The organism is Bacteroides nordii, from assembly GCF_019930665.1.
Lineage (GTDB): Bacteria > Bacteroidota > Bacteroidia > Bacteroidales > Bacteroidaceae > Bacteroides > Bacteroides nordii.
Window position 1 is genome coordinate 946,178 of record NZ_CP082886.1, and the last position, 15,339, is coordinate 961,516.

The window sequence follows — 15,339 nt, forward strand, 5'->3', positions numbered from 1 at the left end:
GCCCTGTGGCTACCTTTTGTACTTTAGCGGAGTCAATAAATTTTATAAATATGATGAACACACAACTTTATTTATGCTCCGCAGCTTTGCTGCTGACTGCTGCTCAGACCAAAGCAGCCGATAAGCAAAAAGAACGGCCAAATATTCTTTGGCTTACTTTTGAAGACACGAGCTCTTATGAGTTTGGTTGTTATGGAAATGCGCAAGTACATACGCCCAATGTAGACGGACTGGCTTCTAAAGGGATACAGTTTATGAATGCATGGTCGGTGGCACCACAAAGTTCTGCTGCGCGTTCTTCGCTTATTACCGGATGTTATTCCAGTACATATGGTATGGATGTTCACCCGGTACCCTATGATACTCCGGAGAATATCTTTTTCCCACAATGGTTGAGGGATGCCGGTTATTATTGTACGAATAATAGCAAGACACACTATAACTCGACTACAGATAATAAGATCTGTTGGGATGAATGCACAAAAACGGCTTCTTATAACAGTCCTAAACGTGAAAAAGACCAACCTTTCTTTGCAGTATACAATACGGTTACCTCTCATATGGGGCGTGTACGTACCTTTCATATGGATGGGCGTCGTGATTATACAAAGGAAGGTATTTATCCTGATAAACTGATCCTCCCGCCTCATGTGCCCGATCTTCCGGAAGTACGTTCTGACTATGCCGGACATTTGGAGGCTGCTCAGGATGTGGATACATGGGTCGGCTTTTTCCTCAAGGATCTGAAGGAACACGGTTTGGAAGATAATACCATCATCTTTGTATTCAGTGATCATGGAGGTTGTCTGCCTCGTGGCAAAGGATATTTATATGAGACAGGTTTACGGGTGCCATTGGTTGCTTATTTCCCCGAGAAATGGAAACATCTGGCTCCGGTAACAGCGGGAACAAAAGATAGTACGCTGATTAGTTTTGTGGACTTAGGGCCTACTGTTCTGAGTTTGGCAGGTGTGAAGCCTCCTAAATATATGCAGGGAAAGGCACTGATGGGAAAATATGCTTCTAAGGAGAAGACTACGATGCAATTTGCGTTGGCTGCCAATCAGTTGCATCATTTTATGCCGGTACGTGCAGCTATGGACGGACGTTATAAGTATATCCGCAGTTATATACCTTACCGCCAGTTTGCATTACGTAATTATTATCAGTGGGGTATGCCTTCCAATAAAGCTTGGGATAAATGGGTAATGGGTGGCCATAATACGAATCCTGACTGGAAGCAGACGTTTGAACATCATCCGGCAGAGATGTTATTCGATTTGGATAATGATCCGTTTGAATTGAATGATCTGGCTGCCAAACCGGAATATCGGGAGGTACTGCTTCGTTTTCGTAAGGGAATGTCCGATCATATTCGTGAGACAAAGGATCTGGGATTCTTTATTCCTACTTCCCGTGAGAATGTAGTCTTATATGATAAGGTACGTAAGGAGAAATATCCGTTGAATGACTTATATGCTTTGGTGGAATTGGCAGGTGTAGCAACTGCTGCTGATGTGCCGGTATTTGAAAAAGCACTGGCCAGTGCATATCCCGAAATGCGTTATTGGGCTGCCGTAGGCTTGGCTCAGTTAGGTATAAAAGGAGAGTTGAAAACTTGTCCGGCTGCGTTACTTGCACTATTGGATGATAAAGATGCTTATATAGCTTGTGAGGCTGCCTATGCTGTTTCTTATCTGGGTGAGACAGAAAAAGGGGTAAAACGTCTGAATTATCCGCAGAATGAAGCGGATAGAAAGATAGGATATTCATTGTTGGAGTGCCTGTCTTTGGATAAGGCGATGCAACCTGCGGTACGGGTACATTTGGCCGATTTGAAAGAGAAAGCTGAAAAACTTCCTCGTAAGGCAAATGAAGATGCCGGATTGATGGCACGTGGTATTCTTGTAAATCTGGGAGAGATGGATATAAAAGATTTGCATGGTCCGGAAACATACGAAATGGGATTACAACTGAATCATGGTCGCAGACCAATGGTGCCACTTCCTAATTGATAAGAATGTAAATTTTCAATAAGTAAATAATATATGAACAAAATTGTTTTTTCTTTTTCTCTGCTGGTTGTAAGTACAGCGATGCTTACTGCTCAAAATGCAAAGCTGATTCCTTTGACGGAACGTGTGAATGTACAGGCTGATTCAGCACGTATCAATCAGGTTATTGATGGTTGTTGGGTAGCTGTTGGTACAGACAAACCACATTCCATTCAACGGGATTATACCATTCCTTTTAATGGAAAGCCCTCTTATCGTTTTGAGCTTAAAACGGAGGACAATACTTTGGAAGGATATGCTAAAGGTGAGACTAAGGGCCGTGCGGAGTTTTCTTATTGTTATGCTACATCTGCTGATTTTAAAGGACAACCTGCAAGTGTTTATGAAAATGCGCAGAAGACCAAAACCGTTTATCATCATGGAAAAGGTATATGTCCGCAAGGTGCTTCACGTGATTATGAGTTTTCAGTTTATATTCCCTCCGCATTGAACAGAGATGTATCTACTATCTTTGCTCAATGGCACGGAATGCCGGACCGTACTTTGGTTTCTACTCCTGATGGCGAAGTGAAGAAGCTTACTACAGAGGAGTTTTTGGAGCTGTATGACCGGATGATCTTTAAGAAAAATGTAGCACATGATAAGGTGCCGGTACTTGACAAACAAGGTAATCCGAAAAAGGATAAAGATGGTAACGTTGTTTATAAAGCAGGCAAGGCCAATGGTTGGTTAGTAGAACAAGGTGGCTATCCTCCACTTGCTTTCGGATTTTCCGGAGGATACTTTTATATAAAAGCGAACTCTGATCGTAAATGGCTTACTGATAAAACGGATCGTTGTAATGCCAGCGCTGAGAAATCTCAGATAATGAAGCCCGTCACTTCCAAATACAAAGCATCTACTATTGCCTATAAAATGCCGTTTGCAGAGTTTCCTAAAGACTGCTGGATTACATTCCGCATACATATTGACTGGACTGTTTATGGTAAAGAAACCGAAACGATTGTAAAACCCGGTATGCTGGATGTACAGATGAGTTATACGGAAAAAGGCAAACAGATAAATCGTCATATTGTGGATAATGAAGAAATTCTTATTGGCCGTAATGATGAGGATGGGTATTACTTTAAATTTGGAATTTATCGTGTAGGAAATAGTACTATACCCGTGTGCTATAATCTTGCCGGTTATTCAGAGAATTGATACAAGCATTATAATTTTTAGAGTGCAGATTAACACAGAGGGTCGCAGATTTAATTTAAATTTTGTGATCCCTGTGTTAATCTGCATTTTAGTGATAGGACAATTAACTTTTACTATATCTTCATTTTTGTTTTCAGGAATCATACGTTAAAGAATTCAAAAACAATAGTTGTATTCCATTATTCCCAAATCTTTCCAGAATCTCTATCGTTATTTGCATTATCAAGTGATAGAAAACTATATTACTAACATTAAAAAAATAACGATTATGAAAAAGATTTGGTCTCTTCTTGTGATGGCGATTGTAGCTGTTCAATTTGCTTTTGCAGGTGATGTTATTACTAAAGATATTAACCAGTTGCCACTTGCGGCACGTAATTTCATTAATCAGCACTTTACCAGTCCTCAGGTTTCGCACATTAAGATTGATAGTGAAATAATGTCGAAGAAGTATGAGGTACAACTGACAGATGGTACAGAAATAGATTTTGATTCTAAAGGTAATTGGACTGAAGTAGATGCCGGAAAAAAGAAGTTACCTGCAACAATTATTCCCTCTTTTGTGAATGATTATCTGAAGATGAATAATTTCACCAATGAGTTCGTTACCAAAATAGAGCGTGACCGTAAAGGGTATGAGGTAGAGTTGAATACTGATATATCTTTTAAGTTCGATAAGCAAGGTAAATTTCGTAAAGCAGATCATTAATCACTGTTAATAATCTAACCTCAAAGGACTTTAACTATGATAAAAATAAAATTTAGTATTTTGGCTGTCATGTTGATGACAGCCTTATTCTCCTTTAGCTCTTGTAGTGACGATGATGATACTTATTTACCTCCCAATCAGGCTATCATAAATGCATTGAACCAGCTTTATCCCGGTGTGAAAAACATAGAATGGGAGCAGAAAGGTGTTTATTATGTGGCGGATTGTTGGGTAGGAAATGACGAACTCGATGTGTGGTTTGATGCCAATGCCAATTGGATTATGACAGAAATGGATATCTTTTTCGAGAATCTGCCAGTTGCTGTCAGTACTGCGTATCAGGAAGGAAATTACGCCAATTGGGTAATTGATGATTTGACGAAGCTGACTTTCCCGCAAAAGCCGGAAGAATTTGTCTTTGAAGTACAACAGGGAGGGCAGGAACGAGCTTTGTATTATTCAGAATATGGAGGCCTTCTTCGTGAAAAAGACATCTCTGATACAGATAATACCCACTGGCCGGACATTAGTTGACAGTTGACAATTGACAGTTGACAATTGACAATTGATCGTTGACAGTTAGCTGTGCTATATGCTGCATAGCCACTGTCAATTGTCCACTGTCAATTGTCAACTAAATAACTACATTTGCTTGTAATCTTTTGCCAGCCCTCCTTCGCTTGTTTCTTTATACAGAGAAGGCAGGTCATGTCCTGTTTGTTTCATCACTTGTACAACTTTATCGAAGGAGACACGATGCATTCCGTCTGTGAATGAAGAATATAGATTTGCATCCAACGCACGTGCCGCAGCATATGCATTACGTTCAATACAGGGAATTTGTACCAATCCGCAAACAGGATCACAAGTCATACCCAGATGATGTTCTAATCCCATTTCAGCTGCGTACTCTATTTGTGCCGGGCTTCCTCCGAATAACTGATTGGATGCAGCTGAGGCCATTGCACATGCTACACCTACTTCCCCTTGACAACCTACTTCCGCTCCTGAGATAGAAGCGTTGAATTTGACAATATTTCCCACTAATCCGGCTGTTGCCAATGCACGCAGGATGCGAATGTCACTGAAATCGCGGCTTTTGTACAGATGATAAAGTACGGCAGGTACTACTCCACAAGAACCACAAGTAGGAGCCGTGACTATTTTCCCTCCGGAAGCATTCTCTTCGCTGACAGCCAATGCGTATGCAAATACCAATCCTCGTGATTGCAAGGATTGTTTGTATCCCGTAGCACGGATATAATAGGTTGAGGCTTTTCTTCTCAGATTCAGCGGACCGGGTAATACACCTTCCTCTTCCAATCCACGGTGAATGGAATCTATCATCGTCTTCCAGACTTCGTTCAGGTAATCCCAGATATCAGAGTCTTCGCATTCTTTGACATATTCCCAATAGCTTCTACCATTGCGTTCACACCATTCCAGAATCTCTGTCATGCTGTTCATGCCGTATACATCCGGACTTTCGATAGAAGAAGTATCGTTGTTCTCTGCCAAAGCTCCGCCACCAACACTATATACGGTCCAGTTTTCTATTAATTTATCATTGACATCGAATGCAGCAAAAGTCATCCCATTGGGGTGGAAAGGGAGGAATACTTTAGGTTGCCATATAATTTCTACGGGAGCTGTAGGTTCCAGCGTATCAATGATGGCAACGTCTGTCATGTGTCCTTTTCCTGTGGCGGCAAGACTTCCGTAGAGGGTTACTTTAAACTTGGCAGCGTCCGGATGGCGTACCACAAACATTTCGGCAGCTTTGCGTGGCCCCATTGTGTGGCTGCTGGAAGGACCTGTACCGATACGGTATAACTCTTTAATAGATTTCATATATAATAAATGTGCTTATTTTCAACTCTTTCAGTACCATCTCTTTTTCCGGAAGAAAGCATATACGATGATACCTATGATTGCCATTAATCCCCAGGCAAAACAGTATCCGTATCGCCAATCCAGTTCGGGCATCACTTTGAAGTTCATACCCCATACGCCTACCAGAAACGTTAATGGTATAAAGATGGTAGAAACGATTGTTAGCCGTTTCATGATGTCATTCATTCTCAAATCATTGTTGGAAATATAGAGGTCTACCAGAGATGAGAGTGTTTCTCTGCATATTTCAATGGTTTGCAGTACAAATTGTAAATGGTCGTTTACATCATTGAAGAAGGCACGGTTCATCTTGTGCATCAGAGTGCTCTCTCCGCGCAGTAGTTTTATGTATTGCTCTTTTAAGGGGAGTATTGATTTTTTCATCAGCATATACTGGCGACGCAGGGACTGAATTTGTACACCAATGTCATTTCCGTCGCTGATGGTCAGCAATTCTTCTTCAAGATCTTCAAGGGCATCATCTATGTCGGATACCATTGAGGTATAATTGCCTATAACACTATTTAAAAGTACACTGAGCAGATAATCGCTTTGTCTGCCTCGTATTTTGAGTACATCATTGCGTAGGGCAGTACTTACATCATCAAAAAAATCAGTTTCTTTTTCAAGGAAAGTAAGTACGTAATTGGTACCCAGAATAATACATACTTGTTGTTGCTCCAGTTCATCCAGATCTTCCTCGTTTTTTTTAGGTGCAGGATAGAAGAGTTTTAAAATCAGTACGATGTAGTTATCGTGTTCTTCTATTTTAGTAGGGTGATTGGCATTCAGGATATCTTGTAATACGAGAAAGTTTATTTCGAAATGTTCGCATATTTCACGAACAGTTTCAGTATTCTTCATACCATGTACCTGGAGCCAGTTGATACGTTCACTATTCAGAGAACTGCTGATTTCATGAAAGTTTGCTCCTGAAACCTCCTGCATTTCATTAGCATTGTATGTACAAAGGTGCAGATGGGTAGGCGTCTGGCTCTCACCCGTATAAATTAATTTCTCGCTTAACAGGTTGTTCTTCATGCTTTATTTTTTAGTTTTAGAAAACCATTCCAACAAAAGTAATGATTTTCTATATGAGAACAAGTTGTTTAATACATTTGTTCGCTTTTATGCCAAATCTACAACTGTAATCCCGGCACCTCCAAATTGTACATGTTCATCGGCAAAGTGGCGTACACCTGGCACGGTATCTAAATACTGGCGGATAAGAGAACGAAGTATACCTGTACCAGTACCATGAAGAATACGTATGCGGCTCATACCTACCAATATGGCATCATCTACAAAGTAAGTGACAGCCTGCAAAGCCTCGTCTCCACGCATTCCACGTACGTCAATGTCTTGTTTGAAATTTAGTTTTTTCTCATACATCTGATCGTGTGTCTGGCTACTGACAAAAGTACTCTTTGCCGGTTCCTGCTTCTGTGTTGTGGCATTAGTACGTTCCAGCCTCTCCAGTTTAACGGTTGTTTTGATACTGCCAAAGCCTACCACTGCATTTTTGCCATTTATTTCCAATACCTCTCCAACGCTGGTTTGGCCTTTTAGTTTGACATTATCACCTATAGTGATAGGTATCACTTTAGGAACTTGCTGGGATTGTGTTTTTTCTTCCGAAGTTGCTTTTTGCTTGTCTTTTTTTCGATTCTGCCTTTCTTTTAGCTTCTCCATTTTCCGGGCAATCTTATCTTCCTGTTCTTTGGAAGCAAGTTCGTTCACAGAAGCGCGGAAGTCATTTAATTCCTGGCGCACAAGGCGGGTTTTTTCTTTTTCTGCCTGTGCCTCCTTGATAGTACGTATGGTATTCTCTATTTTCGCATTCGATTCTTGTAGCAATCGTTCGGCTTCTTCTTTTGCCTGGCGGATAATTTCCTTACGGGATTTCTGTAATTCCTCCATCTCGGTCTGATACCGGGCGATTGTTTCCTCCATATGTTTTTCACGCTGGCGGATAGTCTGACGTTTACCTTCCCAATAACGTTTGTCACGAACAATATCCTGGAGATATTTATCCGCATTAATATATTCGCTGCCTACAATTTCTGAAGCATCGGCAATGACATCCTCAGGCAGTCCGATTTTTCTTGCTATTTCTACAGCAAATGAACTTCCCGGGTTACCTATTTGCAGCTGGAAAAGAGCCTGCATGAGATGGCGGTCATAAAGCATGGCACCGTTCACTACTCCTTCATTATCTTCTGCAAAGTGTTTTAGATTCTGATAATGTGTAGTGATAACTCCGAATGTCTTTTTCTGATTGAAACGCTTCAAAACTGCTTCGGCAATAGCTCCACCTATCTGTGGTTCTGTTCCACCTCCGAATTCGTCGATAAGGATAAGGCTGCGTTCATTACAATTCTTCATCATCATTTTCATGTTGGTCAGATGAGATGAGTAGGTACTCAGGTCGTCTTCAATAGATTGTTCGTCACCGATATCAATGAATATGCTGCTGAATATTCCTGCATGGCTACGTTCATGCATGGGGATGAGCATTCCGCATTGCAACATGTATTGCAGTAATCCTACTGTTTTGAGACAGACAGACTTTCCACCGGCATTAGGACCGGAGATGATGAGAATACGCTGTTGCTGATCCAATTCGATGTCGAGGGGCACTACCTTTTTGCCATGCTTGGCGAGGGATAGTTGTAACAATGGGTGTATAGCCATAGTCCAGTCCAGTAACTGCTCATTCTCAAGAGAAGGTTTCAGCGCATGGGTCTGTATGGCGAAATAACTTTTTGCCCGTATAAAGTCAATCTCTGCCAGAAACTCATAAGATTGTAGAATTTCCGGGATAGAAGGACGCAGCATATTGGAAAATTCTGTCAGAATACGGATAATTTCCCGTCGTTCATCTCCCTCCAGTTCACGAATGCGATTGTTGGCTTCTACCACTTCCGCCGGTTCTATAAAGACCGTTTTTCCACTGGCAGATTCATCGTGTACAATACCTTTTATTTTTCTCTTCAATCCGGGTGCAACAGGGATTACGAGGCGACCATCACGCATGGTGGGTGCCACATCTTTATCTACATATCCTTCGGATTGAGCACTGCGTAAAATGCTGTTTAGTGAGCGTGAGATGCTTCCCATCGTACTTGCAAGTTCACGACGAATACGTGCCAGTTCCGTTGAAGCATTGTCCTTTATCTTTCCGTATTTGTTTAGTATACCGTCAATCTTTCCTATTAGCTGGGGAAATACAGCAATATCTCCCGCCAATCGTTTCAGACTGGGGTAGGGGCAATCACTTTCTTCATCCTCTTCATTGCGTTGAAGGAATCGTACGATGTCGCGAATCGTTTCTAACGAACGTCTTAAATCAAACAATTCCTGTTCGTCCAGGTACATTCCTTCTATTCGCACGCGTTTCAGTGACGGGCGTACGTCAAAAAAGAACTGGTCGGGGAAACTGTCTTCTTCCTGTATGATGCGGACAAACTCTGTGACTTGATTTAGCAGTTCCTCCACCTTCTCATGTTGATCGGAGAAACTCATATCTATTACACGTTCCTCGCCCAATGTGCTGAGACATTTTTCTTTCAATAGTTGTCTGATTTGGTCAAATCCTATCTTTTGCTCAAAATTTTGAGGATATATCATTGATATTTACGATTTAGCTATTTACAATTTACGATTGAGATTACTCTCTGTAATTTGAATTACGAGGCAAAAATACGATTATTTCATGAAAAAGTCATTAGAATGTTTGCAGATTTAAAAAAGATACGTACCTTTGCACCGCTTTCAAAGGAAAGTGCTTCTGATAAAGAAGTTTTGGAGAGGTGGCAGAGTGGTCGATTGCGGCGGTCTTGAAAACCGTTGTACTGCGAGGTACCCGGGGTTCGAATCCCTGTCTCTCCGCAACAAACGCTGAAAATCAGCAGATTGCAAAACAAACACCCAGTTTTGCACCCAAGAATGTAAAGTCGGGTGTTTTTGTTTTATTTAAGATAATACAACCACTACATAATAAAAGAGTAGCGATATTAAAAGAATCCGATGAGAAAAGACTAATATTTATCTATCCATTCACTTTGATTTTTCAGGACTTTACATCGTCCTGAAAGTATTTGTTATTGTATTCCAACGTCAGGAGTGGATTATAATACAAGTTTTTTGTGTGGATAGAATTTCGTTTTGCTTAATGTACGAAAGTACTTATCTATAAACGCATGAAATATTAGCACAATGAATCATTGGAAATCAACTTTGGCCGTGATAGGAATAGGCCAACTCATATCTATTTTAACAAGTACGATTGTTGGCTTCTCCATTATTTTTTGGATTAGCAACGAATTTAAATCCCCGACAGCTTTATCTCTGGCTATTTTAGCTGGATTTTTACCACAATTTGTATTAGGCTTGTTTGCCGGGGTCTATGTTGACAGATGGAATCGAAAGAAAACGATGTTTTATTCGGACTTGTTCATCGCGTTCTGTACCCTATGTCTTTTTATTGTGATAACCAAGGGTTATAAAGACCTTTCTTTTTTTTATCTATTGACTGCTTGTCGTTCAATAGGCAGTACGTTTCATGCACCTGCTTTACAGGCAAGCATCCCTCTACTGGTTCCCAAGCACCATCTTGTCAGGGTATCAGGTTTGTACCATTCCATTCAATCCTTCAGTGAGGTGATAGCTCCCGTTGTAGGGGCAAGCCTCGTTGTTTGGCTTCCCATACAGTATATTCTGCTCATAGATGTGATCGGAGCTGTTGCTGCTTGTCTGACCTTACTTTGTGTCCAGATTCCTTCTCTTCAAAAAACGAAAGTTCTTCCAGATTTCAAAAAAGAACTGACGGAATGTTGGCATACCTTGCGGCGTACAATGGGCATTTTGCCTTTATTCGTATGCTTTACGCTGGTGACTTTTGTCCTTATGCCTGTTTTTACGTTATTTCCTTTTATGACGCTTCTGCATTTCAACGGAAACATTTTGCAAATGGGAGTTGTGGAAATGGGTTGGGGCTCAGGGGCATTGTTGGGCGGTTTAGTACTTGCCTGTAAGGCTTTGAAAAGCAAGCAAACATTAGTGATGCATACGGCTTATGTGATATTGGGATTGTATCTGATTAGCGCCAGTTATTTACCATCAAGCGCATTTATAGGTTTTGTTTGCCTAACATTTACAGGAGGCATAGCCTATTCCATTTACCATGCGCTTTTCATCGCTATTATTCAGCAGAACTTGGCTTCGGACATGCTTGGACGGACTTTTTCTCTCATCTTTAGTTTGAGTACCTTTCCATCAATGCTGGGTATCGTAGCTTCAGGATATTGGGTGGAAGCATGGGGTATCACATCCGTCTTTATGATCAGCGGATGGGTTATCTTTCTGATTGGAGTGGGTGCAAATTTTATTTCTTCAATCAAGCAGTTGGATAATTACGCATAGTATTATTTATTAAAGAATTATTATATGACAAAGAAAGAACACACTACGATTACAGAGTTATTTCAAGTTTTGGACTTGTTGGAAAGCCTGGACATGCAGTTTTGGTTGGATGGAGGCTGGGGAGTGGATGTCTTGTACGGACAGCAAACCCGCTTGCATAGAGATATTGACATTGATTTTGATGCCAATTATACAGACCAACTCCTTGATCTTTTGCAGGAGAGAGGATATCAAATTGAAACAAATTGGTTGCCCACCCGTGTGGAACTGTATAGCAAAGAATTAGGCTATATTGATATCCATCCTTTTGTCTTGAATGCGGACGGCACTTCCAAACAAGCCGACTTGGATGGAGGCTGGTATGAATTTCAACCGGACTATTTTGGAACAGCAGTCTTTGAAGGCAGAAGCATCCCTTGCATTTCTGCAAAAGGGCAACAAGTATTCCATTCGGGCTACGATTTAAGAGAGAAGGATATTCACGATTTATCTATAATTAAACAATGTATAACAACAATGAGCCTAACAATTAGATAAGAACAAGAAAATGACAGAAAAACAAATTGTCTGGTATATCTTACTTACAGAAGTAAAGATAGATAGTGACACCCAGTCTGTCACATCCCTGAGTGTAGCTCCATTGGCAGTCTTGCCGGAATTCCAGCGTAAGGGAATTGGGGGGGGATGTTGATTCAGTAAGCCCATCAGAGGGCAGCACTTTTGGGTTACGGCACAGCAGTCGTATTGGGGCATAAAGAGTATTATCCTCGATTTGGCTATCGCAAGGCTATCGATTTAGGAATTGAATTTCCTTTCGAAGTCTCTCATGAATATTGCATGGTGGCTGAATTAATACCTGGAGCTACTGAGAATGTGAAAGGTATGGTTTGTTATCCAACTGACTTTAAATAGTTTAACAAGTAAAATTCATTATATAACTCGGACTGGGTATTTCAATTTCCCAGTCCGTATTCTGATAGTACTTATTCAATTGGAAGATTGTGTTGCTTCAAGAATGAAAGTTTATCCCAATACCCTCTTTGAAAGACGATTTTGTTATCTTTTACATGAAAAAATCCGCATCCACGAAGTCCAAGAGAGTCTTTCCATTCCATGATAGCCCATTCGCCATCTTCAAAAATATTTTCCACCATACAAACCATTTTAGCAGTGGCAAATTCATTCACAAACATTTTGTAGATTGATTCTTTACCAATTATTGGTTCGTTTGCGACTTGATGATTTACTGCATTAGTAGCATACAGCTCTGCTATATGATAAGCATCTGCTTTGTTAAAGCAATCTATCCATTTTTCCAAAACTTCTTTAGGCTTCATTTTTTATAAATTCTTAGGATTTTGATTCTGTAATAAAAACAATCTGTTTGGATGCATAGATACTTGATTTTATTAATAATAGGCTATTCTATATTCTAAATCCTCTGGATTTTTGCTCTCTCTGCACCGAGTTACGTAGATTCTGCTGTAACTTTTCCCATTGTTCCTTAAACCATTGTACTATGGGTTGTCGGTTTATGGTCAGCATAAGCTTACCACTATCCATCGGATGTTTCTCAACCCTAAAAATATCATTCTTGATGTCAAATTTCCACCTGTGTTCTTCGGAATAAATTTTGCCACTACATTGTATGGATTCTTTCTTTGTCAAGAGGTTTTCTATCATGTCTTTGGTAAACCCGATAACAGCGCATAATTTTTCCATTCTCAACATCTCTTTGAACATGGGAAACCATTTGTGGGCTTTTTCAAGCAAGGTGCTCAATCGTGATATTTCCTTGTCTTTGGCTTCAAGTTCTTGATTATGTATTCTTTGAAGATTACGAATTTGTCTGCTATGCTGTTCCTGTATTTGTTGTATCTGAATTTTTAATTCATCAGTAGCTTTGTCCCGTTTGGTAATTTCCTGATGTAGCTGCTCGATGTGATGTTCCAGTTCTTTCAGCTTACCGCTTCCGAAAAGAGAACCTACACCGCTTGCTATGGCGGTAGCAGCATTGGTGGCTGTTTTCTTTAGTTTGTCCGTGCGTATCTCTGCTTTTACCTGTTTGAGTTCCTGTTCGGCAAGGCTTACTTGTTGTTCCTTGTGTCGCTTGGTTTCCTCTATACGTTGCAGTTCGGCTTTCTGCTTCTCAATGATGAAATCATTTCGTTCCAGATGCTCTTTACCTGTGACAGCTTTTGCCTGTCCACGTTCCATCAGGAGAATATCGGAAGCAAGGGTCTGCATGGTTGCCATATCCTCGTCATTGAGCTTTCGGCTCTTTCCAGTTTCATGGTTCATCCAGTCGAATACGACATGAGCATGATAATTTGGTTTGAACCATCTGTTACCGACTTGGAAGCTCTCCTTGTCTTCTGCTTCCGGCTGACCGTTCAGCCAATGCCCTTCGTCTTTATGCAGGAAAATCTGTAGCGGAGTGATGCCCCAGCGTCTTTGGCACTCTTCACCGAATTTGCGTACATCAGCCAGTGTGGTGTCCGGTCTGATAAGCAATACTCCTTCACGGATGGGTGAGCATCCCGCCACCTTGATAATCTTTCCATTCTTTCCCTTGCGTTCCCTTTCCTTTTCCTGCATGGCACGTCCGGTCTTTTCCTTGACCATTTGCTTGATATTGTCATAATGAGTTCGCAGTTCGGGAGTGCCGAAGTCGGGATTTATCCACTGTTCGTTATCGGTGGAAAGTTCGGGAACGACATAGATTCTGGACTCCCCGATATTACGCATATACTCGGCAGTCCTTCGGTTGTGTGCCTCGCTCGATGCGATGTTGCAAGGCTTGATATGTATGCTTGATTTTGTTGCCATAGCTTCTTTCCTTTGTTTACAATTGATTTACTTTGCTCGCTTTCGCAGAGGGGTTCTTAGGGGTAACCCATAAGCGGAGATTGCAAAGAGAGGGTCACTCTTTGCTCGGGGTTCTCAGGGGTGAAACGCCCTGAGTGGGTCATTAGGGCAAAGCCCTAATCCCCTCGGGAGAGCCCACAACTACGAAAGCGAAGCGTGTAGTTATAGTGGGCTATAACCGGAAGCCTTTCGGTTTCTTGGATAGTGTATCATTCCTCTTTTTGACAGATTGCGCTTGCTCTTTCCTATCGGCTATTCGTTTCTGTAAATATTCGTTCAGATCTTTACATCCACTGTAGATTTGCGAGGCGTCACGTATATACCGGGTAGCATCATACTCCTTTCTGATTTGCTGTATTGCTTCCATTCCTGCACGGTCATTGTCAAAGAAACAGTGGATGCGCTCATAGCTTCCCAACGGATAGAGTGCCTTGGGAACATTGGCTACGGAATTAAGAACTATGTAATCCTGTCTGTCGAAGTCGGGTGATTGCGGACAGCTTTCCAGTCTTAAGGTCAGAAAGGAAAGGTAATCCATAAATCCCTCAAAAACGTAACATGCACTCCTTGGCTTTCCTGACTGTCTGATATGGGATATTTCTTTTGGTGCGATACATCCCTTGAAATATCGGTTGCGGATTTCATATCCACCCGATATGTTCGGAAAAGCAATGGCGAAATAACGTTTGCCGTTGTGGGTGAAACGGGCTTCCTTACATTCTCTTTTCGCCAGTGCCGTGTTTATCCCTCTTTCCTGTAGATAGGCAAGCAGGGCAGGAGAAGTCAGCTGTACAATGTCCAACTCCTGAAAACTCGGTTCGGAAAATGACTGCTTGCCAAAAGAGAAAGATACGGGACGGATGTGCGGAGTCTGTTCCTCGATTTTCTGTAGAAGATAAGGTACATAGTCGGAATAGTAGAGTTCCTGTGCCAGTGCAATGATATTTCCACCTTTACCAATTGCAAAATCATACCATTGGTTGCGTTCGGTATTTATTTTGAACGAGGGCTCTGTCTCTTCCCGTAACGGGGATTTATACCACAGGTTGATACCTTGCTGCTTGACGGGAGAATGTCCCAAACTGTACAGAAAATCCGCTATCCTGATTTGTTTTGCTGTTTGTATATCCATAATAAGATGAGTGTTTGAATAATGGTTGGAATATTTATTTCTCTTTTCGCCCGTACCTTTTTATGAAGTACGGTCTGTATAATCACTTCACTTTA

Annotated in this window: 13 protein-coding genes and 1 tRNA gene; 8 read left to right on the forward strand and 6 right to left on the reverse strand. The window is 41.2% G+C overall.

Annotated features, from left to right (window positions below; genetic code table 11):
* The first annotated feature begins 50 nt into the window (after positions 1-50).
* From K8P02_RS03595 to K8P02_RS03610, 4 genes are all read left to right on the forward strand, one after another.
* Positions 51-2,015 (forward strand): sulfatase family protein, encoded by a 1,965-nt coding sequence (locus K8P02_RS03595; RefSeq protein WP_122202173.1) that lies wholly within the window; start codon positions 51-53, stop codon positions 2,013-2,015.
* A 33-nt stretch (positions 2,016-2,048) separates the two neighbouring features.
* Positions 2,049-3,218, forward strand: coding sequence for a heparin lyase I family protein (locus tag K8P02_RS03600; protein ID WP_025866931.1), 1,170 nt, complete (start codon positions 2,049-2,051; stop codon positions 3,216-3,218).
* A gap of 268 nt (positions 3,219-3,486) precedes the next feature.
* Positions 3,487-3,927: a PepSY-like domain-containing protein gene (locus K8P02_RS03605; protein WP_025866930.1), complete on the forward strand. Its 441-nt coding sequence runs from the start codon at positions 3,487-3,489 to the stop codon at positions 3,925-3,927.
* Positions 3,928-3,963: 36 nt separating this feature from the next.
* Complete coding sequence (locus K8P02_RS03610) at positions 3,964-4,461, forward strand: PepSY-like domain-containing protein (protein WP_025866929.1); 498 nt, start codon at positions 3,964-3,966, stop codon at positions 4,459-4,461.
* A 108-nt stretch (positions 4,462-4,569) separates the two neighbouring features.
* Here the strand turns inward: K8P02_RS03610 and K8P02_RS03615 are convergent, their stop codons facing one another.
* The 3 genes from K8P02_RS03615 to K8P02_RS03625 form a co-directional block, all read right to left on the reverse strand.
* The gene (locus tag K8P02_RS03615; protein ID WP_025866928.1) at positions 4,570-5,778 is read right to left on the reverse strand and encodes an L-serine ammonia-lyase; all 1,209 of its coding nucleotides are present in this window, start codon (positions 5,776-5,778) and stop codon (positions 4,570-4,572) included.
* A 30-nt stretch (positions 5,779-5,808) separates the two neighbouring features.
* Complete coding sequence (gene corA, locus K8P02_RS03620) at positions 5,809-6,861, reverse strand: magnesium/cobalt transporter CorA (protein WP_025866927.1); 1,053 nt, start codon at positions 6,859-6,861, stop codon at positions 5,809-5,811.
* Between the two features lie 87 nt (positions 6,862-6,948).
* Entirely contained in the window at positions 6,949-9,450 is a 2,502-nt protein-coding gene (locus K8P02_RS03625) for an endonuclease MutS2 (RefSeq protein WP_025866926.1), read from the reverse strand.
* A 176-nt stretch (positions 9,451-9,626) separates the two neighbouring features.
* Here K8P02_RS03625 and K8P02_RS03630 point away from each other — a divergent pair.
* The 4 genes from K8P02_RS03630 (at position 9,627) to K8P02_RS03645 (ending at position 11,935) form a co-directional block, all read left to right on the forward strand.
* Positions 9,627-9,711 (forward strand) — tRNA-Ser (locus K8P02_RS03630).
* Positions 9,712-10,038: 327 nt separating this feature from the next.
* Positions 10,039-11,244, forward strand: a complete 1,206-nt coding sequence (gene mef(En2), locus K8P02_RS03635; protein WP_005786079.1) for a macrolide efflux MFS transporter Mef(En2) — start codon at positions 10,039-10,041, stop codon at positions 11,242-11,244.
* A 24-nt stretch (positions 11,245-11,268) separates the two neighbouring features.
* The gene (gene lnu(AN2) / locus K8P02_RS03640) at positions 11,269-11,781 is read left to right on the forward strand and encodes a lincosamide nucleotidyltransferase Lnu(AN2) (RefSeq protein ID WP_004308783.1); all 513 of its coding nucleotides are present in this window, start codon (positions 11,269-11,271) and stop codon (positions 11,779-11,781) included.
* A 10-nt stretch (positions 11,782-11,791) separates the two neighbouring features.
* A complete protein-coding gene (locus tag K8P02_RS03645) occupies positions 11,792-11,935 on the forward strand; it encodes a hypothetical protein (RefSeq protein WP_004308782.1) in 144 nt (47 codons plus the stop codon).
* 292 nt (positions 11,936-12,227) lie between these two features.
* Here K8P02_RS03645 and K8P02_RS03650 read toward each other — a convergent pair whose 3' ends face one another.
* The 3 genes from K8P02_RS03650 to K8P02_RS03660 form a co-directional block, all read right to left on the reverse strand.
* Entirely contained in the window at positions 12,228-12,581 is a 354-nt protein-coding gene (locus K8P02_RS03650; RefSeq protein WP_004308780.1) for a nuclear transport factor 2 family protein, read from the reverse strand.
* 88 nt (positions 12,582-12,669) lie between these two features.
* Positions 12,670-14,073 (reverse strand): hypothetical protein, encoded by a 1,404-nt coding sequence (locus K8P02_RS03655; RefSeq protein ID WP_004308779.1) that lies wholly within the window; start codon positions 14,071-14,073, stop codon positions 12,670-12,672.
* 211 nt (positions 14,074-14,284) lie between these two features.
* Positions 14,285-15,244 carry a toprim domain-containing protein gene (locus K8P02_RS03660; RefSeq protein ID WP_005795604.1) on the reverse strand — a complete coding sequence of 320 codons (960 nt, stop codon included), beginning with the start codon at positions 15,242-15,244 and terminating at the stop codon, positions 14,285-14,287.
* Positions 15,245-15,339: the final 95 nt, after the last annotated feature.